We start from the raw sequence: 19,996 nt of genomic DNA on the forward strand, positions 1-19,996 counted from the left end.
ACTCGCAACATGCATCGATGACCGATCGACGTTGCGCAACACGCTGTCGGCGATGCGCAAGTGCACCTGCATGGCGATCGAACGGCGCAATAAGTTTGCGCATTTCTGCTCGTACGACGTCGGAAGCGGAGTTGTCGGATAAAAAATTTTCAGCTGGCGGACAGGCGGCAAGCGATGCCGCAACGCGCAGCGCATCGTCGCAGCGTTACCGCGCCCTGCATCGTGCGGATTTAGAGCGCTTGAAGAAAACAGCGGAAAAGAAGTGCTTTTTCGCTAACGCTGTTGCGTGGGCGCGCGCTTCCAACCCATCCAGCTTGCCGCGCGCGGTGCGTTTGCCGGACGTCGATGGCGAACATGGCGATGGTCGACTGAAAAAAAAATGCAAAAGAGTGTTGACAGTAAAAAAAAGCGTGATTAGGTTTCGCCCAGCAGACATTGCTGCGAAAGAGAGTGAGCAGAATCGACATCGAGCCGACACGCTTGTTCAAGACGTCCACCGAAGCACACTCAATGGTGGAGTCGGGTCCGCTTCTCTCCAAAAAAGCAGTTGTCGTTTCGACTACGCACCCGTGTCGCCGTTCGATGCGGGTGTTTCTGTATCCGTCCCGTCGCGCATTACCTGCGGACGGTACCCGACGACGGCATGCCGACGCGGGGTTTGGTTCAACTGGGCGTTTCACCTCCATAGTTCACTGACGAGGAGCCAATTACATGGCCACTAAAAAAGCTGCGAAAAAGAAACCCACCGCCAAAAAGGCAGTGAAGAAGACCGCCGCCAAGAAGGCGACCAAGAAGGTCGCTAAGAAGGCAACTGCCAAGAAAGCAGTGAAGAAGACTGCTGCCAAGAAGGCCGTCAAAAAGACTGCCAAGAAGGCAACCGCCAAGAAAGCAGTGAAGAAGACTGCCAAGAAGGCAACCAAAAAGACTGCCGCCAAGAAGGCAGTGAAGAAGACCGCAAAGAAGGCGACCAAGAAGACTGCCGCCAAAAAGGCCGTCAAGAAGGCCGCCAAGAAAGCAGTGAAGAAAACTGCCAAAAAGGCAGTCGCGAAGAAGGCGACCAAGAAGTCCGCCACCAAGAAGGCTGCTACCAAGAAGCCTGCTGTGAAGAAGGTCGCCAAGAAGAAGCCGGCCACTCGCAAGAAGAAGGCCGCTCCGGTCGCGCTGCCCGCAACTCCGGCACCGCTGATCTGATCTGCAACACCCGATCGCCGTAAACATCGAGCTCTCTCCCCGACGCCCAGCGGGGAGGGAGCTTTTTTATTGCGCGGCTTCGTGACCACGTCCGATGCAGCGCGGCGAATGTCGACTGCCATCGAGGCGACACGGTTCGCGAGTTGGCACGGTCTGGAGCTGTAGCCAACCGCCAACCGCCAACCGCCAACCGCCAACGCCAACGCCAACGCCGAGAGCTTCTCAAAAAGAGAGTGCTGCGCGACGCATTGACGCGTCCGATGCATCAGCCAAAGCTGCACTTGCGTTGAGGCGGCGATGCTTCCAACCCGTATCGATATCGGCATCGGTATCGGCGTTCCCGAGGGATTGTTCGGCCACCACTTGTCCAGTCCGATTCCCTGGGCCATTGGTCAGCTGGATGCAATGACAGTTCGCCGCCGTCGCACTGCCCGACGCCCGTCTCCCGACCACGCGACAGCCAGATGATTTAGAGCAGCTAACAACACGACTGTGCTCACCGCCAGGCGGGCGCGGCCGGTGCTCGGTGCCGCATGGACCACACGTCCACTTCGGTTCTGAGTACGCCGTCCACACACCCACCCAACGACTGTTCGCGACGTGTTGTTAGCGCTCTTGGTCCGATACGTTGTGGTGCAGGGTGTCGTGGATCCAGCAATGACGCGTGCAGCAGCCTGACGGCGCCTGCGAGCCGGCGTCTTCGCACGAAGAAGGCGTGATCAAGGCGCCTGCACCTCTCGCGTCGATCCGCTGCCCAGCAACCGCATCCACTCTCTACATGCAAAGACGACGTGCAGCGACGACGAACCAAGCCCAGCAGTGCGCCGCAGATGCAGTATCGCGTTGCAGCGGTGGTCTCATGCACGCCGAGCACGCCGAGCACGCCGAGCACGGCAAGCACGGCAAGCACGGCAAGCACGCCCCATGCACGCCAAGCACGCTGCCCGGCACACGCCTGGCGCCAGGGCGTTCAAGCCACCCGCAGACTCCAGCGATCAGAAACAACACAGGCGGCCAAGGCCGCCTGTGTTTCAGCATGCACCGCTACGGTGCCGGCGCTTCGCCTTAGCGCGGCGATGCCACCGACTTGCCCGACGACGCGCCCTTGCCAGCCGGGTCGGCCTTCTCTGCCAGCATGTTCTCGCTGCCGAAGTCGCCGTCCACATCGATGTCCAGCCACCGCTTGGTCGGCAAACCGAGGGCGCGGTCCAGAATGGTCGGCAGCATGCCGGAGGGCAGGCCGCTTTCGCCATTCCACATGATGGCGATGCCGACGTCGCGCTCGGGCAGCAACGCGACCAGGCCGCGGTAGCCCTGCACCGCACCGGCATGGAAGACCACCTGGTGGCCCGCATAGTCGAACACGCGCCAGCCCAGCGCGTAGCTGGCCGCGTCCACGCGCTCATGGCGCCAGCCCGAACGCATTTCGCCCGGCGTGGAAATCAGTGGCGCGTGCAATGTCGCCAGCAGCGGCGCAGGCAACACGTCGGTGCGATGGCCGGTATGTGCGAGCAGCCATTGCGCCATGTCGCTGGCGCTGGCATTGACGCCGGCAGCAGGAGCAAGACGGTAGTAAGTGGGCTTGGGCGTGAGCGACACCCAGCCGTTGCGGCTGCGCACGTGCGGGCGTGCCCAATGCGGACTGGCCTGGATGCCGGCCAGACCCATGCTGGCATCGTTCATGCCGAGCGGCTTGAAGATGCGGCGCTCCACCGATTGCTCGTAAAAACTGCCGGAGGCGGCGAAGACCACATCGCCGACCAGGCTGAAGGCCACGTTCTGATACGCATAGCAATCGCCTGGCGCGCACCGCAGCGGCGCGGCGGCCAGCTTGTGGCTCAGCGAGTAATAGTCGACGTTGGATTCGATGTCGCGATCGTAGGCATTGCGGGTCAGGCCGACGCGATGACTGAGCACCTCGGCGACGGTGAGCTGCCGGGTGGCGACGTTGTCGCTCAGCTGGAAGCCGGGCACGTAGTCGACCACCTTGCTGTCCCAACGCAACACGCCATCGTTGACCAGCAGGCCAGCCATGGTGCCGGCGAAGGCCTTGGACAGCGACGCCAGGCGGAACACGGTATGCGCATCGACCGGTTGCGGGTGATTGACGTCGGTGACGCCATAGCCGCGCGCGCTGAGCACCTTGCCGCCCTGCACGATGGCCATCGCCATGCCGGGCACGCGGTTGCCGTAGGTCAACTGATCGGCCATCGATTCGAATGCCGCCACGTCGAAGCCGGCGGCCGGCGCCAACACGCTGCTGGCCGGCAACGAGGTGCGATACGGAAGCGGGGCGGTGGGCGACTGCGCGACGGTCGCCGGCTGCAGCGCGTAAGCGGTGGGCGCGGGCGTCTGTGCCGTGGAAGAGAGGGCCAGAGGCAATAACGCCCCGAGCAGCCCGATGGCCAACGGACGGAACCGTCGGCGCCTGCGCATTACTGTCATGGTTGTCCCGCCTGTTCCACTGCTTGGAGCGATTCTAGCCCCGCGCTTCGCAATAGCACAAACTGCCGGAAGATGAATGGGCATCATATTGATCCTATTGACGATTTTGGTTCAGAAATCGGGCTGCTCAGGGCCGTGGCGACGCCACGCAAGGTGCATGCGAAGCGGGTTGCAAGTGCCGTGCCGGGGCAGCCCACGTGCGCGTCGCAGCGTCCTGCCTCCGCCGCTGGTGGTGCTGCGCCGCATCGGCTAACTTGCGCGCTACTTCGTCAGGTGCCGCCGCCGCCATGTTCTTGTTGTCGGGCTCGTTCGCACGGGCGATGTTGACGCCATGACCCGTCCCTCTTCCCCGCGCTCGGCGGCTGGCCGCCTGGGCGCTGCGCTGCGCAGTTCGCCACCGCTGGCGTGGTCGTTCCTGTATTTCTTCTGCCTGCTCAGCGGTTACTACGTGCTGCGTCCGGTGCGCGAGGCGATGGGTGCATCGTCGGATGTGGCCGCGTTGTTTCCGGCCGGCATGATCGGCTTCTTTGCCGCGCACGGCATGCCGCTCAAGGACTTCACCTTGCAGGTGCTGTTTACCTGCACCTTCCTGATCATGCTGCTACTGCAGCCGGTGTACGGCGCGGTGGTCAGCCGCTATCCGCGGCGCGTGTTCCTGCCGCTGGTCTACGGGTTCTTCATTGCGACCCTGCTGCTGTTCTACGTGCTGTTCGACAGCGGCGTGCCAGGGCGCGGGATGGCGTTCTTTTTGTGGCTGACGGTGTTCAACCTGTTTGCCGTGGCGGTGTTCTGGAGCTTCATGGCCGATGTCTTCAGCAATGCCGAAGCGCGCAACTACTACGGCTATATCGGCGCGGCCGGCACCCTGGGCGCGTTTCTCGGGCCGATCCTCACTCGCACCTTGGTCGAGCGCATCGGCATTGCGCACCTGATGCTGGTGTCGGCCGGGTTCCTGACGGTCTGCGTGGTGTGTGTGCTGCGTCTGCGCCTGTGGGCGGTGGCGCGCGAGCAGGAGCGTCAACTGGACTCCGGCGAGGTGCCGATGGGCGGCGACGTGCTGGGCGGCCTCAAGCTGATCGTGCGCGAGCCGTTGCTGCGCTGGCTGGCGTTGATGACGTTATTCGGCGTGGGCGTGGGCACCTTGCTCTACAACGAGCAGGCGGCGCTGGTACGGCGGCTCTATACCGATGCGGCGGCCAGCACCGCGTACTACGCCAGTATCGACCTGGCGGTCAACGCGCTCGCACTGGTGCTGCAATTGCTGGTGACGCGCGCGCTGTTGTCGCGCTTCGGCATCGCACCGGCGCTGCTGATTCCGGGGGTGGCCATCACCTTGGGGTACGCGCTGCTGGCAGCCTCGCCATTGCCGCTGATGATCGCCATCGTGCAGGTGATCACGCGCTCCAGTGAGTTTGCACTGGCCAAGCCGGCGCGCGAAACCTTATACACGCGAGTCAGCCGTGAATGGCGCTACAAGGCCGGTGCGGCGATCGACACGGTGGTCTATCGCGGCGGCGACTTGAGCTTTGTGTGGATCCACAAGCTGGTATCGGGCTTGGGGTCCACCGCGGTGTTCGGGGTTGGTCTATTGGCGGCGGTGGGCATGACACTAGGCACGTTCGGCCTGCTGCGCGAAGCACGCAAGTTGCCTGCAGAGCGCGATGGTGTGGCGGACGGGCGCGCAGCGGAGTCGCAGGGCTGACACGCGTCACGTGCTTTCAGCTGTGTTGTCGCTACGCAGGGCGGCCTTGCCGGAACATCCATGGAGCGATGGCGCGCGCATAGTCGGGCGGCCAGGTAATGACGCGTGGTAGCGCTTGTACGGGGCGTCTATCCCGCACAAGCGCGCACTCCGCAGCCAGCGGATGACAATCAGCATGCGACATCGATCATCACGCGTGGGCCAGTGCTGCGCTGGTGACGTCATCTCGTTCAAGTCACGATCTCTGTGCGTGTTGCCAGACAGCCGGAGCGGCATCGCGGCTATGCTTGCCGCCACGTCCACACGACTTTCTTGCCATGTCCCTGTTCGCGATCATCGCCGGCATCCTTGTCGGCCTGCTGCATGTCTACATCCTGGTGCTGGAGATGGCGCTGTGGACGCACCCATTGGGCTTGAAGACCTTCCGCAACACATTGGAGAAGGCACAGGCCACACGCGTGCTGGCAGCCAACCAGGGCCTCTACAACGGCTTTCTCGCCGCAGGTCTGCTCTGGGGCGCGCTGGCGGCGCGGGTCGATGTGCTGAGCTTCTTCCTGGGCTGTGTGGTGGTTGCGGGGTGCTACGGTGCCTACAGCGTCAACCGCCGCATTTTCTTCGTGCAGGCGGTGCCCGCGTTGATCGCGCTCGGGTTGGTGTGGCTACCGCACTGAGGCGTCTGTTGGCAGGGTATTTGCCTCTCGTCAGCAGGCTTGCCCGCGATGCGGCATCACCGGTCACGCCGCTTCGTGGGCAAGCCCACGCCTGCAAGACAGCCACCTGAGACTGACAGGTAGGCCGCCCATGGCTGCTCACATCTGCTCACAGCGTAGCCGGGTGATGGGCGGCCCCCGCAAACAACGACGGCGGGCTAAAAGCCCGCCGTCGTCGCTGAGAACCTTGGCACGAACCTTACGCGGCTTCGCGCGGCTGCTGTGCCTGCGGCTTGTCGTAGAAGCTCGCCGCACGCAACTCGTGCGGATCGAAGTCGTCCACGGTGATGGTGTCCATCATGATCTCGCGCAGCTCTTCCAGTAGCTTGCGCTCGTCCATGGTGAGCACGCCCTCGGCCACCGCTTCGTCAAGCTGTGCACTGAAGTCGAGGGATTCGATGCCCTTGGTCTTGAGCGCCTTCAGGAACTTGCGTTCCACCGGCTCGGCCATCACCGCCTTGGCAAGATAGCTGGAGATGCGGCCACCCGGGTTGTTGGCGCACGGGGTCAGAAACACGCCCTGGGCCAGGCGATCGCGCGCTTCGTTCGGGGCCATCAGAATCGATGCCACACGGTGTCCCAGGCGGTCGCCCGGCGCTTCGGCACGACGGCCCAGCGGGAAGATCAACACCCACATCAGCCAACCCACCGGGCGGATCGGGAAGTTACGCAGTGCTGCCGATAGCGAGGTCTCGATCTTGTGCACGCTGTCGTGGAAGGCCCAGGCCAGCAGCGGCTGGTCGGCCGCCGGCGCGCCTTCGTCGTGATACCGCTTGAGCATCGCGCTGGTCATGTAGATATGGCTCAGCACATCGCCCAGCCGACCCGACAACGACTCCTTGAACTTCAACTTGCCGCCCAGCATCAGCATCGACACGTCGGCCATCAGGGCCAGGTTGGCCGAGTAGCGATCCAGCTTGCGGAAAAAGCGACGGGTGTATGCATCACCCGGCGCTGCGCCGATACGCGCACCGGTCAGACCGAACCAGAACGAACGCACCGCATTGGAAATGCCGAAGCGGATGTGCCCGAACAGGCTCTGGTCGAACTCTTCCAGACCACGGCGCGTATCCGGATCCTGCGCCGCCTTCATTTCCTTCATCACCCACGGATGGCACAGGATCGCGCCCTGGCCGAAGATCAGCAGACTGCGGGTCATGATGTTGGCGCCTTCCACGGTCACGCCGATCGGCGCAGCCTGCCAGGCGCGGCCGGCGAAGTTGCGCGGCCCCAAAATGATGCCCTTGCCGCCGATCACATCCATCATGTCGCTGACCACTTCGCGGCCCATGGTGGTGCAGTGGTACTTGGCGATCGCCGACGGCACCGACGGCACGTCGCCACGGTCAACCGCTGCGGCAGTGGCCTGCGCCAGCGCGCTGATCGCATAGGCCTTGCCGCCGATCCGCGCGAGCGCTTCTTCCACGCCTTCGAAGCGGCCGATCGACAGACCGAACTGCTTGCGAATGCGCGCATACGCACCGGTCACCACCGCGGCGTACTTGCCGCCACCGCTGGCGGTGGAGGGCAGGGTGATCGAGCGACCCACTGCCAGGCACTCGTTGAGCATGTTCCAGCCCTTGCCCACCATCTCCACGCCGCCGATCAGCTGGCTGAGCGGAATGAACACTTCGGTGCCACGGATCGGGCCGTTCTGGAAGGTGGAATTCAGCGGGAAATGACGGCGGCCGATTTCCACTCCCGGGGTCTCGCGCGGCAACAGCGCCAGGGTGATGCCGATGTCCTTCTTGTCGCCGATCAGGCCGTCCGGATCATAGGCGCGGAACGCCAGGCCGATCAGCGAAGCGACCGGTGCCAAGGTGATGTAACGCTTGTCGAAGGTGAGCTTGACGCCGAGCACGTTGGCGCCATTCCACTCGCCCTTGCAGACGATGCCGTAGTCCGGGATCGAGGTGGCATCCGAGCCGGCAAACGGGCCGGTCAGGCCGAAACACGGCACTTCTGCACCGACGGCCAGACGCGGCAGGTAATAGTCTTTCTGTTCCGGGGTGCCGTAATGCAGCAGCAGCTCACCCGGCCCGAGCGAGTTCGGCACACCGACGGTGGAGCTGACCACGCTGGAGATCGACGACAGCTTCTGGATCACCTTGTGGTGCGCCAGCGCGCTGAAACCCAGCCCACCGTATTGCTTGGGAATGATCATGCCGAAGAACTTGTTCTTCTTGATGTAGTCCCACAGCTCCGGCGGCAGATCGGCGTGGACGTGGGTAATTTCCCAGTCGTTGACCATCTTGCACAGCTCTTCCACCGGGCCATCCAGGAACGCCTGCTCTTCGGCGGTCAACTGCGGCTTGGGATAGTTGAGCAGCTTCTGCCAATCCGGGTCGCCGGTGAACAGCTCGCCCTCGAAACCGACCGAGCCGGTCTCCAACGCGATGCGCTCGGTTTGCGACAGCGGCGGCAATACCTTGCGGAAAAAGCCCATCAACGGCGTCGTCAGCAGCGGCTTGCGCAGGAACGGCAACAGCACCGGAGCGGACACCAGCACCACCAGTGCGGCGGCGACGATGGTGGCGGTGAGATTGGCACCCAGCAGCCAGCACGCCACCAGCACGCAGGCGCTGATCGCAACCCAGGTGGCAAGGCGCATGCGGTGATAGGCAGCGATACCCGCCGCCAGGATGACGAGGAGGAACGGTGCAACGATGCTCATGGTCTTGCTCCAGTGACATGCTCGGTGATGTTGGACGCTGCAATGGTGCCAACCGAGGGCAGTGCGTCCAGATAATGCAACACGGTGGCGGTAAAGGTGGTGTTGTCGTCGCCTGCCAGCATGTGCGTGGCGTCGGCCAGCTGCACGTGCTGCGCATGTGGGGCGATCGACAAGAATTCGGTGATGTTGTCCGGCGTGACCAGATCGCTGCGCCCGCCGCTGATCAATAGCATCGGGCAACGCACCTGCGCTGCGGCTTCCACCAAGGCGTGCTGCTGCAGCTGCGCATCCTGCCCGGCTAGTTCGTCGACCAGGCGCGGGTCCCAGTGCCAATGCCAACGGCCATCTGCGCGTTGACGCAGCAATGCCTGTAACTGATGCGCAGTCTTGCGCGGGCGATGCGGCAGATACGCGGCAATTGCATCGGCCGCCGCATCCAGCGAGGCGAATCCATCCGGATGCGCGGTCATGAAGCGCAGGATGCGCTCCACGCCCGTGGTGTCCCACCGCGGCGTGATGTCGACCAGCACGATCGCGCGGAACAACCCCGGCCAGCGCGCCTCGGCAAGCAGCCCGAACAGGCCGCCCATCGAGGCAGCGACCAGCACCGGCGGTTCTGGCTGCTCGCCGGCCAACACAATCAGGTCATCGGTGAATTGGGTGGGCGAGTAGGGCAGATCGGCCTCGTTGAAGCCCGAGTCGCCATGCCCGCGTGCGTCGTACGACAGCGCGCAGTAACCGGCCTGCGCCAGCAAGGTTGCCGTCGCCTCCCAGGCATGCCGCGTCTGCCCAAACCCATGCGCCAGCAGCACCGTGGGTGCGTGCTGCGCACCCCGTATCGACACGGCCAGCTCCACGTCGCCAGCGCTAACGCGCGACATGGCCGCAGTGGGGGCAAGCGTAGAGGGAGACGTAACCATACCTAATGGTATGGATGCAGAGCACCTGCTGTCAATACTCCCTCGTATGGAGTGTTAAGCCCTTGAATCATGGCAGTTGTCTGTCATTTTTGTGATGCATACTGCAACTGACCCAGGCGTATGGTTAAATCGCGCCATGAACGACATCACCGAATCCAGCCCCACCACGCCCCGTACCAGTTCCGGTCGCGGTAATCGCCTCAGCGCGGACGATTGGGCGCAGGCCGCGCTGGACCTGATCGCCGAACAAGGCGTGAGTGCCGTCGCTGTCGAGCCATTGGCGCGTCGTCTCGGCGTCACCAAGGGCAGCTTCTACTGGCATTTCCCCTCGCGCGACGCCCTGTTGCAGGCCGCCCTGGAGCGCTGGGAAATCTTCGAGCAGAAGGAAGTCTTCGGCAGTCTGGAAGACGTTCCCGATCCCAGCGCCCGTCTGCGCGCGCTGTTTCAGCTGGTCGCCCACGAAGTCAAACCGCACGTCATCTACAGCGAACTGCTCAAGGCACTCGACCACCCGGCCGTGCGACCGGTCATCGATCGCGTCTCGCAACGCCGCCTCGACTACCTGATCGCCTCGTTCCGCCAGGCCGGCCTCAGCCGCACCGACGCCCAGCATCGCGCCCGCCTCGCCTACGCTGCTTACGTCGGCTTCCTGCAGTTATCGCTGCAACTGCAGCAACCCAAACAGGCCCGCGAAGAATTCGAATCCTACGTCGAGCATGTGATTCAGACATTGATTCCTGGGTAGAGCCGTGCCGAGCTATCGCCAAAGGCATCAAAGCGATAGTCACTCAGCAAAAGCCAATAAAAAAAGCCGCGATTCTTCCGAATCGCGGCTTTTTGTTTACGGTTTTACGTTTTACCCGAACTGCCTATCAGAACTTCTGGGTGTAGCGCATGTAATAGAAACGACCCGGAATTTCGTACTGCGAGTCGAAGCTATTGGCAAACGCGGTCGCAGCTTGCGGCGGATCGCGATCGAAAGCGTTGTTCACGCCAACGGTCACGCGCGCATTCCACGGAGCCTTCCAGTAAGCGGCCAGATCGGTGTAGGTCACGCTCGGAACATGGTTACGCGGGGCAGCGCCGGCGCTGGTCCTGCGATTCGGATCCGAGCACAGCAGTGCCACGTTGGCCGGGGTCGCGACATTGGCGCCGGTGCAGTTTTCAACCTGCGAGCTGTAGTAACGCATCGAGGCCGAGCCGCCGATATCGCCCAGTTCCCAGTTCAGCATCAGGTTGGAGCGGATACGCCAGTTGTTGTCACGTGCCGAACCGCCACGGTACAGGCCAACGCGGGTTTCCGGATCCTGCAGCGGCTTCTCGACCACAAACTTGCTCATGTAGGTCGAGTCCCACACCACATTGAAGCTGCCCCAAGCGGTGTCCGGCAGGCGGTAGCCCACCGTCAGGTCGTAGCCTTCGGCTTCGATCTTGGCGATGTTGTTCGGCACTGCCAGCAGGTTGGAGACTTCGCCGGTCGGCTCGCGCTGAATCAGCGAGCAGGCATTGGCGATACCGCCCACGTAGCAGGTGTCCAGGGTTTCCTGCACGGTCTGCACGTCGATGGCATCTTCGATCTCGATGTTCCACCAGTCGAGCGAGACATCCAGGCCGGTGACCCAACCCGGGCTGTAGACGAAGCCCAAGGTCTTGGACGTGGACGTTTCAGGCTGCAGGTTCGGGTTGCCGCCGGTGGCGGTACGCACCTGCGGGTTGGCCTGAGCGTAAGCCGGCACGGAGCCGCACGAGCCCGGACGCGTTCCATTGACGGAACCGTCGCTGAAGGAGCCTGCGCACGGATCGCGTACGTCTTCGAAGGTGTCGCTCACGCCCTGGAACAGTTCGTTGATCGACGGGGCGCGGAAGCCCTGCGACCAGTTACCACGAATCATCAGGTCGGTGATCGGCTTCCAGCGGAAACCGAACTTGCTGTTGGTGGTATCGCCGAAGTTGCTGTAATCCGAATAGCGCGTCGCCAAGCTGAAGTCGAGCAACTGGGCGCCCGGCAGGTCGGCCAGCAGCGGCACGGCGAGTTCGAGGTAGGCTTCGTCCAGCTTGTAGCCGCCGTTGGTGGCGGTACGCGCATTGCCGGTGGTGTCGCCAGAGTTGATCAGTGCGTCCGGATCATCAAAGCCCGACTCTTCGCGGTGTTCAGCGCCCAAGGAGAAGGCAAACGCGCCTCCCTGCAGATCGAACAGTTCGCCGCCGATGTTGCCGAAGTAAGTCTTCTGCTCATATCCGTACAGGTCATGTGCATTGAAACCGGTGTAGCTCAGCATTTCCGGGGTCAACGAACCCGGCCCGCTCAGCATGTTCATCGGGACGCAGCCGTCGATGGTGTTGGCAGCGGTGCCGCAACGTGCGACGCCACCTGCGTCAACGAACGACGGGCCAAGTGCATTGCGCAGCGCGGAGATGTTGAACAGGCCAGTGGTGCGATCGGTCTGGTCGTTCTTGCCGTAGAACATACCGGCTTCCCAGCTGAAGAAGCGCTGACCAACTTCGAAGTCACCTTCGAATGCGCCGCTGAAACCGAACGTCTTGACGTTCTGGGAGAAAATGCGGCCGCCGGTCTCTTCAGCACGGTACTGGATGTAATCGATATTACGGCCAGTATTGTTATAGATATTGTTGGCAGAGATGACGATGTCTGCACCATTGGTGCCAGGTGCGGAGCGACCCAGCACGATCGGCATCGGCGCCAGGACCTGGCTCGACTCACGCTCGTTGTAGGTCACCGTGGTCTTGAAGCGCACGTTGTCGGTGATCGACAGGCCAGCGTCGGCAAACACCGACTTACGCTCCTGCGGGGTCACCAAGTAGTTGGCCGGTGCGAAGTTGTAGCTATCGGCAGCGGTGTAATTGCGCGAGGTCGTGCCACCGTTGTTGGTGATCGAGAACCCCGGCGTTCCATTGAAACGCGTTGCGCCGAATGTAGCCGCGCCGGTGGTGGGGTCGGTGCCAGTCCGTCCAAAGATGCCGAAACGCCCACCCGGAATCGTGGTGCTGTTGCCGGTGCCGGGAACGGCGCCGGAGACCGCTACTGCGGAAATCTCACGATCGCCCGCCCACACTTGCTCTTCCTTGACGTAGCCAACACCCAACGTGGCGTGCCAACGATCGCCGGTCGAGCCGATGGTGAAGTCGTAGGACTCGCGGCTGCCGTCGCCCTTGTCGTACTGGCCGAAATACGCATTCGCTTCGGCGCCATCGAAGTTCTGGCGCAGAATGATGTTGACCACGCCGGAGATAGCGTCGGAGCCGTAGATCGTGGAGGCGCCGTCCTTCAGGACTTCGATGCGCTCGACGGCAGCAGTCGGAATCGTGTTGAGGTCGACTGCGCCGCCCAGGCCTGTACCGCCGACCCAACGACGACCATTGACCAGCACCAGGGTGCGGTTGGAACCGAGGTTACGCAGGTTGACGCGCGTTTCGCCGTTGCCGCCATTGTTGACGTTGCTGTTAAGCGCCGAACCACCAGAGCTGATGTTCTGGATCACGTCGCCGATCGAGGTCAGACCCTGCGATTCGATCTGCTGACGGCTCATGCTGAAGACCGGCTGCGACGTTTCGACGTCAGCGCGCTTGATGCGCGAGCCGGTTACTTCGATCTTGTCAAGGTTGGTGGTGCTGGCTTCCTGAGCGATGGCGGTACCAGTACCGCCCACACCCACGACAAGCGCGAGGACAACTGCATCGCGCAGCTTGTTGGACTTGCAATTCATTAGCTCTCTCTCCAAGTGATCTTGGGTACTGCCAAGGGTTGTTTGCCTGTCGGGGGTTCCGAAGTAGCGGATCCAAAACGTCAGGGTGAACCGATGGTATATGCGTTGCGCCAGGAATTAAAGTCCCGTTAACGAAAAAGAAGGAAGTCGTGAAAAAGTACCGTTTCAGGCATTCCTGAACGAAAAACGCCACCGATTTTGTGATCGGTGGCGTTCTTGGAATTTCGTTTCAGGTCAGTGGCTTACAGGTCTTGCTCATACCTGACATAAGGAATGGTGCCGTCGCTGTTGCTCTCGTTGTTGGGAGCGAACGGGTTCTTGCCGCGGGAAATGACGTTCTCCGCGCCGACTGTCAACTGCCCGCTCCAGGGGGTGCGCCAGGTCAGGCCAAGGCCCAGGCCTTCCCATTTTTCCGGCTGGCCGGGAACGTCGACGACGCGGCCGATGACATTGGCGCTGAAGGCGCCGTAGCCGCCGCCGACGCTGAGCGTCTTGCTGTCCCACTGGTCGGCGATGGCCGGGGAGACGTCAGCCAGCGGGACCAGGCGCGCACGGGCGTAAGTGCCGCCGATCGAGACAAAGCCTTCGCGCCCGATGTTCTTCTGGCCGAAGACGGTCAGGTCGTTTTGCTCCACGCGGGTCAACGGTGCCTTGCCGGCGCCGATCAGCCAGGCGGGCAGGGTGTCGCGACCGGCACCTGCGGTGACGCCGACGCGGCCATTGCCACGGTTAAAGCCCAGCGTGCCGGAGACGCGACGCGACGCGGCGGCGCTGTCTTCTTCATCGTCGCCGATGCCGGCCAGCAGGCAATGGCTGGCGAGACCGCTGATGTTGGTGCCACGGCTGCTATTGCAGAGCAGGCCTAAGGAATCGCCCGAGGTCATGCCAAGCGCAGCATCCAGCGAATTACGGCCGAAGTGCCAGCGCGCGCCAGCCTTCTGCTCGCCGGTGGGTTCCAGGTACAGAAACGCTTCCACCTTGCCGCTGCCCTTGTTCCATACCGGCAGGATGGTGCTCTCGCGCAACTGCTGGGATGCCGACTGCGCATGCACACCCGTAGCTGCCGCAAGGGCAACCAGCAAAGCGAGCGGAAGGCGCAGAAGGTGTCGCATACCAGAGTTCAGACCCTAGGGGCAGTTGTTAAGTTCCCGAGAGCGGGCAGTGAGAATGCTAGGGCGTTTATGATTATTTAACAAGTGGTCACGTTCCCCAGAACGCACCGCCGATGCTATCTATTGCAACCGTTCCGGCGCCTGCTGAGAGGGCTGCGCCGTGCTGAAAAGTACGGCCAGCTCGGTCAACGGAAAGTGATACTCGCGCCCACAGAACTCGCATCGCACCTCCACCTCGCCGGTTTCTTCAGCGGCTGCGCGCGCCTCTTCTTCACCCAGCGATTCCAGCATCGACGCGACCCGCTCGCGGGAGCAGGAGCAACCGAAGCTGAGCGGCTTGCCGCCCAACAACTGCGGGTCTTCTTCGTGGAACAGGCGGTGCAGCAGGTCTTCGCCAGCCACCGACAGCAACTCGGGTGCGCCGAGGGTGTCGAACAGGGCGCCGATGCGGGTCCAGCCGTCGTTGTCGCCTTCGTCCCCAGGCAGTTTCTGCAGCAGCAGGCCGGCGGCGTGATCCGGGCCAGCGGCCAGCAACAAGCGGGTCGGCAGCTGCTCGGACTGCTTGAAATAGGTTTCGAAGGCTTCTGCCAGATCCGGGGCCTGCATGCCGACCAGGCTCTGGTAGCGCTGCGGTTCGCGCGGGTCCAGGCCGGGGTTTTCGATGGTGATCGCCAGCAGGGCGGCCTCGCCCAACTCACGCAGGTCGGTGGGCGCGTCGGCACCCTCGGCCAGTTGCACGATGCCGCGCAAGGTGCCTGCGGCCGTGCATTCGGCAAACAGGGTGCGCAGGGTGTCGTTGCCGCGCAACTGCACCGACAGACGCCCGTCGACCTTGGTGTGGCCGGTGAACAGGGCGGCTGCCACCGCGGCTTCGCCCAGCAGCTGGCGCGCGGCAGGGGGGTACTCGGCGGCGCCCTGGACGTCGTGCCAGGCCTTGGTCAGACGCACGTGGACACCGCGCACGCCGGCGGCAGGCAGCAGGAAACGGGAAAGCTGATCGTGATCGGTCATGGAGACATCGGACGTAAGGGACGCTGGTTGCCGGATAATGCGGCAGGCATCGGGATTGAAGGTCGAAGCGAACTAATGGGGACGGATGCATTGGATGGCAAGCAGGTGACAGCACCGCAGCGCCGACGCTGGCTGCGCTGGATCCTGGCGGCGCCGCTGCTGTTCGCGGCGGCGAGCGTGTTGCAGGTGCTGGTGCTGCGGGTGGTCGACCCGCCGATCAGCAGCATGATGGTCGGGCGCTACCTGGAGGCCTGGGGCGAGGGGGACGGGAGTTTTTCCCTGCACCAGCAGTGGCGCGATTACGATCAGATCGCCGCCAGCCTGCCGATTTCGGTGGTCGCTGCCGAGGACCAGCAGTTTCCGATGCATCACGGTTTCGATCTGCAGGCCATCGAGAAGGCGCGCGATCACAATGCGCGCGGCGGGCGTGTGCGCGGCGCCAGCACGATCAGTCAGCAGGTCGCCAAGAATGTCTTTCTGTGGCAGGGCCGCAGTTGGGTGCGCAAAGGCCTGGAGGCCTGGTACACCGTGTTGATCGAGCTGCTCTGGCCCAAGCAGCGCATTCTGGAGATGTACCTCAACGTGGCCGAATTTGGTGATGGGGTCTACGGCGCGCAGGCGGCTGCGCGGCAGTTCTGGGGGAAGGATGCGGCTGGCCTGTCGCCGGCCGAGTCGGCGCGCCTAGCCGCTGTATTGCCCTCTCCACGCCGGTACGATGCGCGCCGGCCGGGTGCCTATGTGCAACGGCGCACCGCCTGGATTCAACGGCAGGCGCGCCAGTTGGGCGGCGCTGCGTACCTGCAGGCGCGGTGAGGTGAGCACGATCGATACCGCCCAATTGCCGGCCGCCACCGAGCGTCTCACGGTGGTCATCGCCGCCTTCAATGAAGAATCCAGCATTCCGCTGTTGCATCCGCGCCTGTGTGCGGTGCTGGCGGACTTGCATGGCTTGCAGACGCGCGTGCTGTATGTCGATGACGGCAGCACCGACGGCACTTGGAACGTCCTGCAGGCACTTGCACAGGACGATGCGCAGGTCAGCGCGTTGCGGCTGTCGCGTAATTTCGGTAAGGAGGTAGCCATTTCCGCAGGCCTGGACCATGTGCTGCCCGGAGCGGTGGTTCTGCTCGATGCCGATGGCCAGGATCCGCCGGAATTGATTCCCGAATTCGTCGCGCTCTGGCGCGGCGGCTACGACAATATCTTTGGAACCCGGGTCTTTCGCGAGGGCGAGAGTTGGCTCAAGCGCGGCGCCGCACATGCGTTTTATCGGGTGATTCGGCGTTTGTCGCGCACTCCGATTCCAGCCGATACCGGCGACTTTCGACTGCTCTCGCCCCGCGTCGTGCAAGCCTTGCAGCAGCTGCGCGAGCGCCACCGTTTCATGAAAGGCCTGTTCGGCTGGGTGGGGTTTCGACAGGTGGCATTGCCGTACCGGCGCGCGCCACGCCTGTCCGGGCGTAGCAAGTTCACCGTGTGGCGGTTGTGGAATTTCGCGCTCGACGGTATCACCAGTTTTTCCACGGTGCCGCTGCGCGCGGCGACCTACCTGGGCCTGATGACCGCGCTTGCTGCCTTCCTGTTCGGGGGCTGGGTGGTGGTCAAGGCGGCGCTGATGGGCGACCCGGTGGCCGGTTGGCCGACCATGATGTCGGTGATCCTGTTTCTGGGCGGCATCCAGTTGATTGCCTTGGGATTGATCGGCGAATACCTGGGCCGGCTGTACGACGAGGCCAAACAGCGCCCGTTGTATCTGGTCGATACCCACCGCGGCGCGGTGGGAGTAGTCTGCGACGACCAGACCAAGCGCGGAGCGGGCCATGCAGACCGTACGACAGCTGTTGGGGACCAAACAGGTTGAGGTATTCGCAGTTGCGGCCGATGCCGCGGTGATCGAGGCGATCCGGCTGATGGCCGAAAAGGGCATCGGTGCGGTCTTGGTGATGGATGGCCAGCGACTCGCCGGCATCGTGTCCGAGCGCGATTACGCGCGCAAAGTGGTGCTGCGCGATCGCTCGTCGTCCACCACCAGCGTGGCGGAGATCATGAGTTCTCAGGTAGTGACGGTGTCGCCATCGGAGACCGTGGAGCGCTGCATGCAGTTGATGACCGACGGCCGCTTTCGGCATCTCCCGGTGGTCGAGAACGGCCGCGTGCACGGCGTGATCTCCATCGGCGATCTGGTCAAGGCGGTGATCGAAGCGCAGCGGCAGGATATCGACCAGTTGCAGCGCTACATCGCCAGTTGAGCGTCACCCCGGTTGGCGGTTGGCGGCCGGTGTAATCTGCCAGCCGGCTGATCATGCCAGTGGGGTCGGTGCATGCACGTCGAGTGCAGTCTTAAGATTGCCTAAAAAATGTAGCGAGCACTCGTCAGGTGGGTGCGGACGGCGTGCTCGGTGCGGAATGTACCAGCGGTACATGCCGCACCGAGCACTGGTCGTGCCCGCCTGGCGGTGAGCACAGTCGTTCTGTCAGCGGCTCCAAGCGTCACACGACACGTGCGCGCTCACTGCACGTACTTGCCGCCGCAGTCGCTGTCCTTGCCCGGGCCGGGTTCGAAGGTGGCAAGCAATGCTGCGGGCGGCGCAATGGTGGCGAGTGCGACAGCAATCGCGCCGCGTAGCCCGAGTGCCTTGAAATCCGGGCGGAAGCTCGGGTCCTTGAAGGTCCCGGCAATCCGCAACGGCGAACGCAGGCTCAGAATGCTGCGATCTTTCGGGCGTGGGCGCAGCAGCAGATCGAGCGTCTCGTTCTTGAGGCTGATGTTGCCCTCGCCGACGATGATGGTGTCGGTGCTGTCGAACGCCAGGGCACGCGACTGCATGAGTCCGTCCTTGACGCCGAAATCGCCGAACATGCAGCGCACCGGGATCTGACGATCCTTGATGATCAGATACTTCAGCGATTCGGCGATGTCCAGACCGGCCAGTTCCATGATCAGGTTACCGACATGACCGCGGCCCATGCCAACGCCGATCGAGCCGTCGGCGCTGCCGAGCATCGCCGCAATCGAATTGCCGCGGCCACGCAGGTCCAGCTCACCACCGATCGCGCCTGAGGCCTGTTTGGCGAGCGTGGCGTCTGGGAATAGCCGGTCCAGCCGAATGCCGCGAATGCCGGCCTTCAGCTGCGTGGTGATGACGGGGTTGCGCGCATCCATGCGGATGGTCGAACGGATATCTCCGCCGGCCACGCCGAAGTTGAGCGGGTCCAGTTGCAGCAGACCATCCTTCAACGTCAACGATGCATCCATGTCGTCCAATGGCCATGACGGTGCATTGATGCGCTGCGCGCGCCAACGCACCTGCGCATCCATCGCGCGCAGTTTGGACAGGTCGTAGGGCGTGGTCGGCAGGATGCGCGCGCTGGCGGCAAGTTGCGCCGCCTGCTTTTTCTGCTCCGCATTAGCCGATTCGTTCGCGCCGGTCTTGGGCGGTGCACCGACAAAGCCGGCCAGATCGTCGAAATCCAGCCGTTTGGATGCGAGATCGGCACGCAGAAACGGGCGCTTGTTGCGCAGGTCTACCTCGGCCGTGCCGGACAGATCGCTGTCGCCGGCAGTGCCGGTGAATGTCTCGTAGCGCCACACATCGCCATCGCGGCGCAGGTGGCCGTCGAGTGTGTACGGCGGCGTGGATGGCATGGCGACGCCGGTCAGCGGGTACAGGTCTTGCATGTCCTGGCCACTGAGCGCCATCTGCAGATTGAAGACGCGGAACTGAAACGGGTTGGTCAGCGTGCCGCGCACGTGCGTACGGGTGGCGCCGGCACTGCCGCGCAAATCGATGCGGAAGGGATGTTCGCTCTGGCTCAACTCGAGCGGCGAGGCGGTGTTGCCTTTCAGCGTAAACGGGTAGCCCTTCCAGCGGCCCTTGCCGTCGATGCCGATCGGCGCTGCACGCTGGTCGCTACGCGGAGGCGCCAGACTGTCGATGGCCACATCGATATTGGAGCGCATGGCATCGTCGATGTATTGCAGCCGTCCCTTGGTCACCAGCAGCCGGCCGAGCCGCGGCATGCTGCCATCGCCTTTCTGGGTATCGAACACCCAGTTGCCCGGATGCGTTTCATTGCCCGCTTCCAGCAGAACGGTGGGCTGATCGAGGCGAATTTCCGGCAGCCGCACCTTGCCGCGCAGCAGGGGCCACAGCTCGACATCGATCTCGGCAGCGTTCAGTTCTGCCATCGCGCCCCGCTTGGACCACGCGGCATTGCCCAGCTGCAAGCGCTCGCCGCGAACGGTGGTGGTGCGGCCCAGGTCCACGTCCAGATGTCCCAGATGGAAAACGCGGCCTGTCTTGGCGCTGACCATGCGTTCGACCGGGCCGCGTAGCCAGTTCCAGTCGAAGAGCAGCAGCAGGATCGCCACGATGACGACAACGCTGCCGAGCCCGATCAGCCAGCGTCGACGGCGCGCTGTGCGGGCGGAAGGGGTGACAGCAGTCGGGGGCGCGTTGTTCACGCGACCCATGGTTGGCGATGGCTCGTGACCGGCGCGCGAAC

At 63.4% G+C, this 19,996-nt stretch carries 15 protein-coding genes and 2 other RNA genes; 9 read left to right on the plus strand and 8 right to left on the minus strand.

Annotation, left to right across the window (positions count from 1 at the left end; genetic code table 11):
* The first annotated feature begins 131 nt into the window (after positions 1-131).
* The 3 genes from ABQZ00_RS04260 to ABQZ00_RS04270 all read left to right on the plus strand — a co-directional run bounded on the left by ABQZ00_RS04260 (position 132) and on the right by ABQZ00_RS04270 (position 1,803).
* Positions 132-722, plus strand: a complete 591-nt coding sequence (locus ABQZ00_RS04260) for a hypothetical protein (RefSeq protein WP_323537497.1) — start codon at positions 132-134, stop codon at positions 720-722.
* Positions 712-1,191 (plus strand): hypothetical protein, encoded by a 480-nt coding sequence (locus ABQZ00_RS04265; RefSeq protein WP_323537496.1) that lies wholly within the window; start codon positions 712-714, stop codon positions 1,189-1,191. Before ABQZ00_RS04260 ends, ABQZ00_RS04265 begins: the two co-directional genes overlap by 11 nt.
* Before the next feature lie 533 nt (positions 1,192-1,724).
* Positions 1,725-1,803, plus strand: a non-coding RNA gene (locus ABQZ00_RS04270) — sX9 sRNA.
* A gap of 453 nt (positions 1,804-2,256) precedes the next feature.
* On the opposite strand, the gene ABQZ00_RS04275 is transcribed toward ABQZ00_RS04270, so the two are convergent.
* Positions 2,257-3,636, minus strand: coding sequence for a serine hydrolase domain-containing protein (locus tag ABQZ00_RS04275; protein WP_115513566.1), 1,380 nt, complete (start codon positions 3,634-3,636; stop codon positions 2,257-2,259).
* Positions 3,637-3,967: 331 nt separating this feature from the next.
* On the opposite strand from ABQZ00_RS04275, the gene ABQZ00_RS04280 reads away from it, so the two are divergent.
* Together ABQZ00_RS04280 and ABQZ00_RS04285 are read left to right on the plus strand one after the other, a co-directional pair.
* Complete coding sequence (locus tag ABQZ00_RS04280; protein ID WP_323537495.1) at positions 3,968-5,338, plus strand: NTP/NDP exchange transporter; 1,371 nt, start codon at positions 3,968-3,970, stop codon at positions 5,336-5,338.
* 317 nt (positions 5,339-5,655) lie between these two features.
* A complete protein-coding gene (locus tag ABQZ00_RS04285; protein ID WP_055849330.1) occupies positions 5,656-6,009 on the plus strand; it encodes a DUF1304 domain-containing protein in 354 nt (117 codons plus the stop codon).
* 238 nt (positions 6,010-6,247) lie between these two features.
* On the opposite strand, the gene ABQZ00_RS04290 is transcribed toward ABQZ00_RS04285, so the two are convergent.
* Positions 6,248-8,722 carry an acyl-CoA dehydrogenase gene (locus ABQZ00_RS04290; RefSeq protein ID WP_323537494.1) on the minus strand — a complete coding sequence of 825 codons (2,475 nt, stop codon included), beginning with the start codon at positions 8,720-8,722 and terminating at the stop codon, positions 6,248-6,250.
* The gene (locus ABQZ00_RS04295) at positions 8,719-9,642 is read right to left on the minus strand and encodes an alpha/beta fold hydrolase (protein ID WP_323537493.1); all 924 of its coding nucleotides are present in this window, start codon (positions 9,640-9,642) and stop codon (positions 8,719-8,721) included. Before ABQZ00_RS04295 ends, ABQZ00_RS04290 begins: the two co-directional genes overlap by 4 nt.
* A gap of 136 nt (positions 9,643-9,778) precedes the next feature.
* Between ABQZ00_RS04295 and ABQZ00_RS04300 the strand changes: the two genes are divergently transcribed.
* A complete protein-coding gene (locus tag ABQZ00_RS04300; protein WP_323537492.1) occupies positions 9,779-10,387 on the plus strand; it encodes a TetR/AcrR family transcriptional regulator in 609 nt (202 codons plus the stop codon).
* A gap of 127 nt (positions 10,388-10,514) precedes the next feature.
* Here the strand turns inward: ABQZ00_RS04300 and ABQZ00_RS04305 are convergent, their stop codons facing one another.
* From ABQZ00_RS04305 to hslO, 3 genes are all read right to left on the minus strand, one after another.
* A complete protein-coding gene (locus ABQZ00_RS04305; RefSeq protein WP_115513563.1) occupies positions 10,515-13,367 on the minus strand; it encodes a TonB-dependent receptor domain-containing protein in 2,853 nt (950 codons plus the stop codon).
* A 242-nt stretch (positions 13,368-13,609) separates the two neighbouring features.
* Complete coding sequence (locus ABQZ00_RS04310) at positions 13,610-14,446, minus strand: XOO1806 family protein (protein WP_323537900.1); 837 nt, start codon at positions 14,444-14,446, stop codon at positions 13,610-13,612.
* 153 nt (positions 14,447-14,599) lie between these two features.
* The gene (gene hslO, locus ABQZ00_RS04315) at positions 14,600-15,490 is read right to left on the minus strand and encodes an Hsp33 family molecular chaperone HslO (protein WP_055849347.1); all 891 of its coding nucleotides are present in this window, start codon (positions 15,488-15,490) and stop codon (positions 14,600-14,602) included.
* 75 nt (positions 15,491-15,565) lie between these two features.
* On the opposite strand from hslO, the gene mtgA reads away from it, so the two are divergent.
* Genes mtgA through ABQZ00_RS04330 form a run of 3 tightly spaced genes read left to right on the plus strand, consistent with a single transcriptional unit; the run spans position 15,566 to position 17,739 of the window.
* A complete protein-coding gene (gene mtgA / locus ABQZ00_RS04320) occupies positions 15,566-16,303 on the plus strand; it encodes a monofunctional biosynthetic peptidoglycan transglycosylase (protein WP_323537491.1) in 738 nt (245 codons plus the stop codon).
* Position 16,304: 1 nt separating this feature from the next.
* Entirely contained in the window at positions 16,305-17,351 is a 1,047-nt protein-coding gene (locus ABQZ00_RS04325) for a glycosyltransferase family 2 protein (RefSeq protein ID WP_323537490.1), read from the plus strand.
* Positions 17,311-17,739, plus strand: coding sequence for a CBS domain-containing protein (locus ABQZ00_RS04330; protein WP_055849352.1), 429 nt, complete (start codon positions 17,311-17,313; stop codon positions 17,737-17,739). Before ABQZ00_RS04325 ends, ABQZ00_RS04330 begins: the two co-directional genes overlap by 41 nt.
* 99 nt (positions 17,740-17,838) lie before the next feature.
* Here the strand turns inward: ABQZ00_RS04330 and ABQZ00_RS04335 are convergent.
* Together ABQZ00_RS04335 and ABQZ00_RS04340 are read right to left on the minus strand one after the other, a co-directional pair.
* Positions 17,839-17,913, minus strand: a non-coding RNA gene (locus ABQZ00_RS04335) — sX9 sRNA.
* Between the two features lie 86 nt (positions 17,914-17,999).
* Positions 18,000-19,964 (minus strand): AsmA family protein, encoded by a 1,965-nt coding sequence (locus ABQZ00_RS04340; protein WP_323537489.1) that lies wholly within the window; start codon positions 19,962-19,964, stop codon positions 18,000-18,002.
* Positions 19,965-19,996: the final 32 nt, after the last annotated feature.

Source organism: Xanthomonas sp. WHRI 10204 (genome assembly GCF_040202875.1).
Lineage (GTDB): Bacteria > Pseudomonadota > Gammaproteobacteria > Xanthomonadales > Xanthomonadaceae > Xanthomonas.

Coding starts and splice junctions, on each gene's coding strand:
- ABQZ00_RS04265 (WP_323537496.1), top strand. CDS start 712: ATGGCCACTAAAAAAGCTGCGAAAAAGAAACCCACCGCCAAAAAGGCA.
- ABQZ00_RS04275 (WP_115513566.1), bottom strand. CDS start 3,636: ATGACAGTAATGCGCAGGCGCCGACGGTTCCGTCCGTTGGCCATCGGG.
- ABQZ00_RS04280 (WP_323537495.1), top strand. CDS start 3,968: ATGACCCGTCCCTCTTCCCCGCGCTCGGCGGCTGGCCGCCTGGGCGCT.
- ABQZ00_RS04285 (WP_055849330.1), top strand. CDS start 5,656: ATGTCCCTGTTCGCGATCATCGCCGGCATCCTTGTCGGCCTGCTGCAT.
- ABQZ00_RS04290 (WP_323537494.1), bottom strand. CDS start 8,722: ATGAGCATCGTTGCACCGTTCCTCCTCGTCATCCTGGCGGCGGGTATC.
- ABQZ00_RS04295 (WP_323537493.1), bottom strand. CDS start 9,642: ATGGTTACGTCTCCCTCTACGCTTGCCCCCACTGCGGCCATGTCGCGC.
- ABQZ00_RS04300 (WP_323537492.1), top strand. CDS start 9,779: ATGAACGACATCACCGAATCCAGCCCCACCACGCCCCGTACCAGTTCC.
- ABQZ00_RS04305 (WP_115513563.1), bottom strand. CDS start 13,367: ATGAATTGCAAGTCCAACAAGCTGCGCGATGCAGTTGTCCTCGCGCTT.
- hslO (WP_055849347.1), bottom strand. CDS start 15,490: ATGACCGATCACGATCAGCTTTCCCGTTTCCTGCTGCCTGCCGCCGGC.
- mtgA (WP_323537491.1), top strand. CDS start 15,566: ATGGGGACGGATGCATTGGATGGCAAGCAGGTGACAGCACCGCAGCGC.
- ABQZ00_RS04330 (WP_055849352.1), top strand. CDS start 17,311: ATGCAGACCGTACGACAGCTGTTGGGGACCAAACAGGTTGAGGTATTC.
- ABQZ00_RS04340 (WP_323537489.1), bottom strand. CDS start 19,964: ATGGGTCGCGTGAACAACGCGCCCCCGACTGCTGTCACCCCTTCCGCC.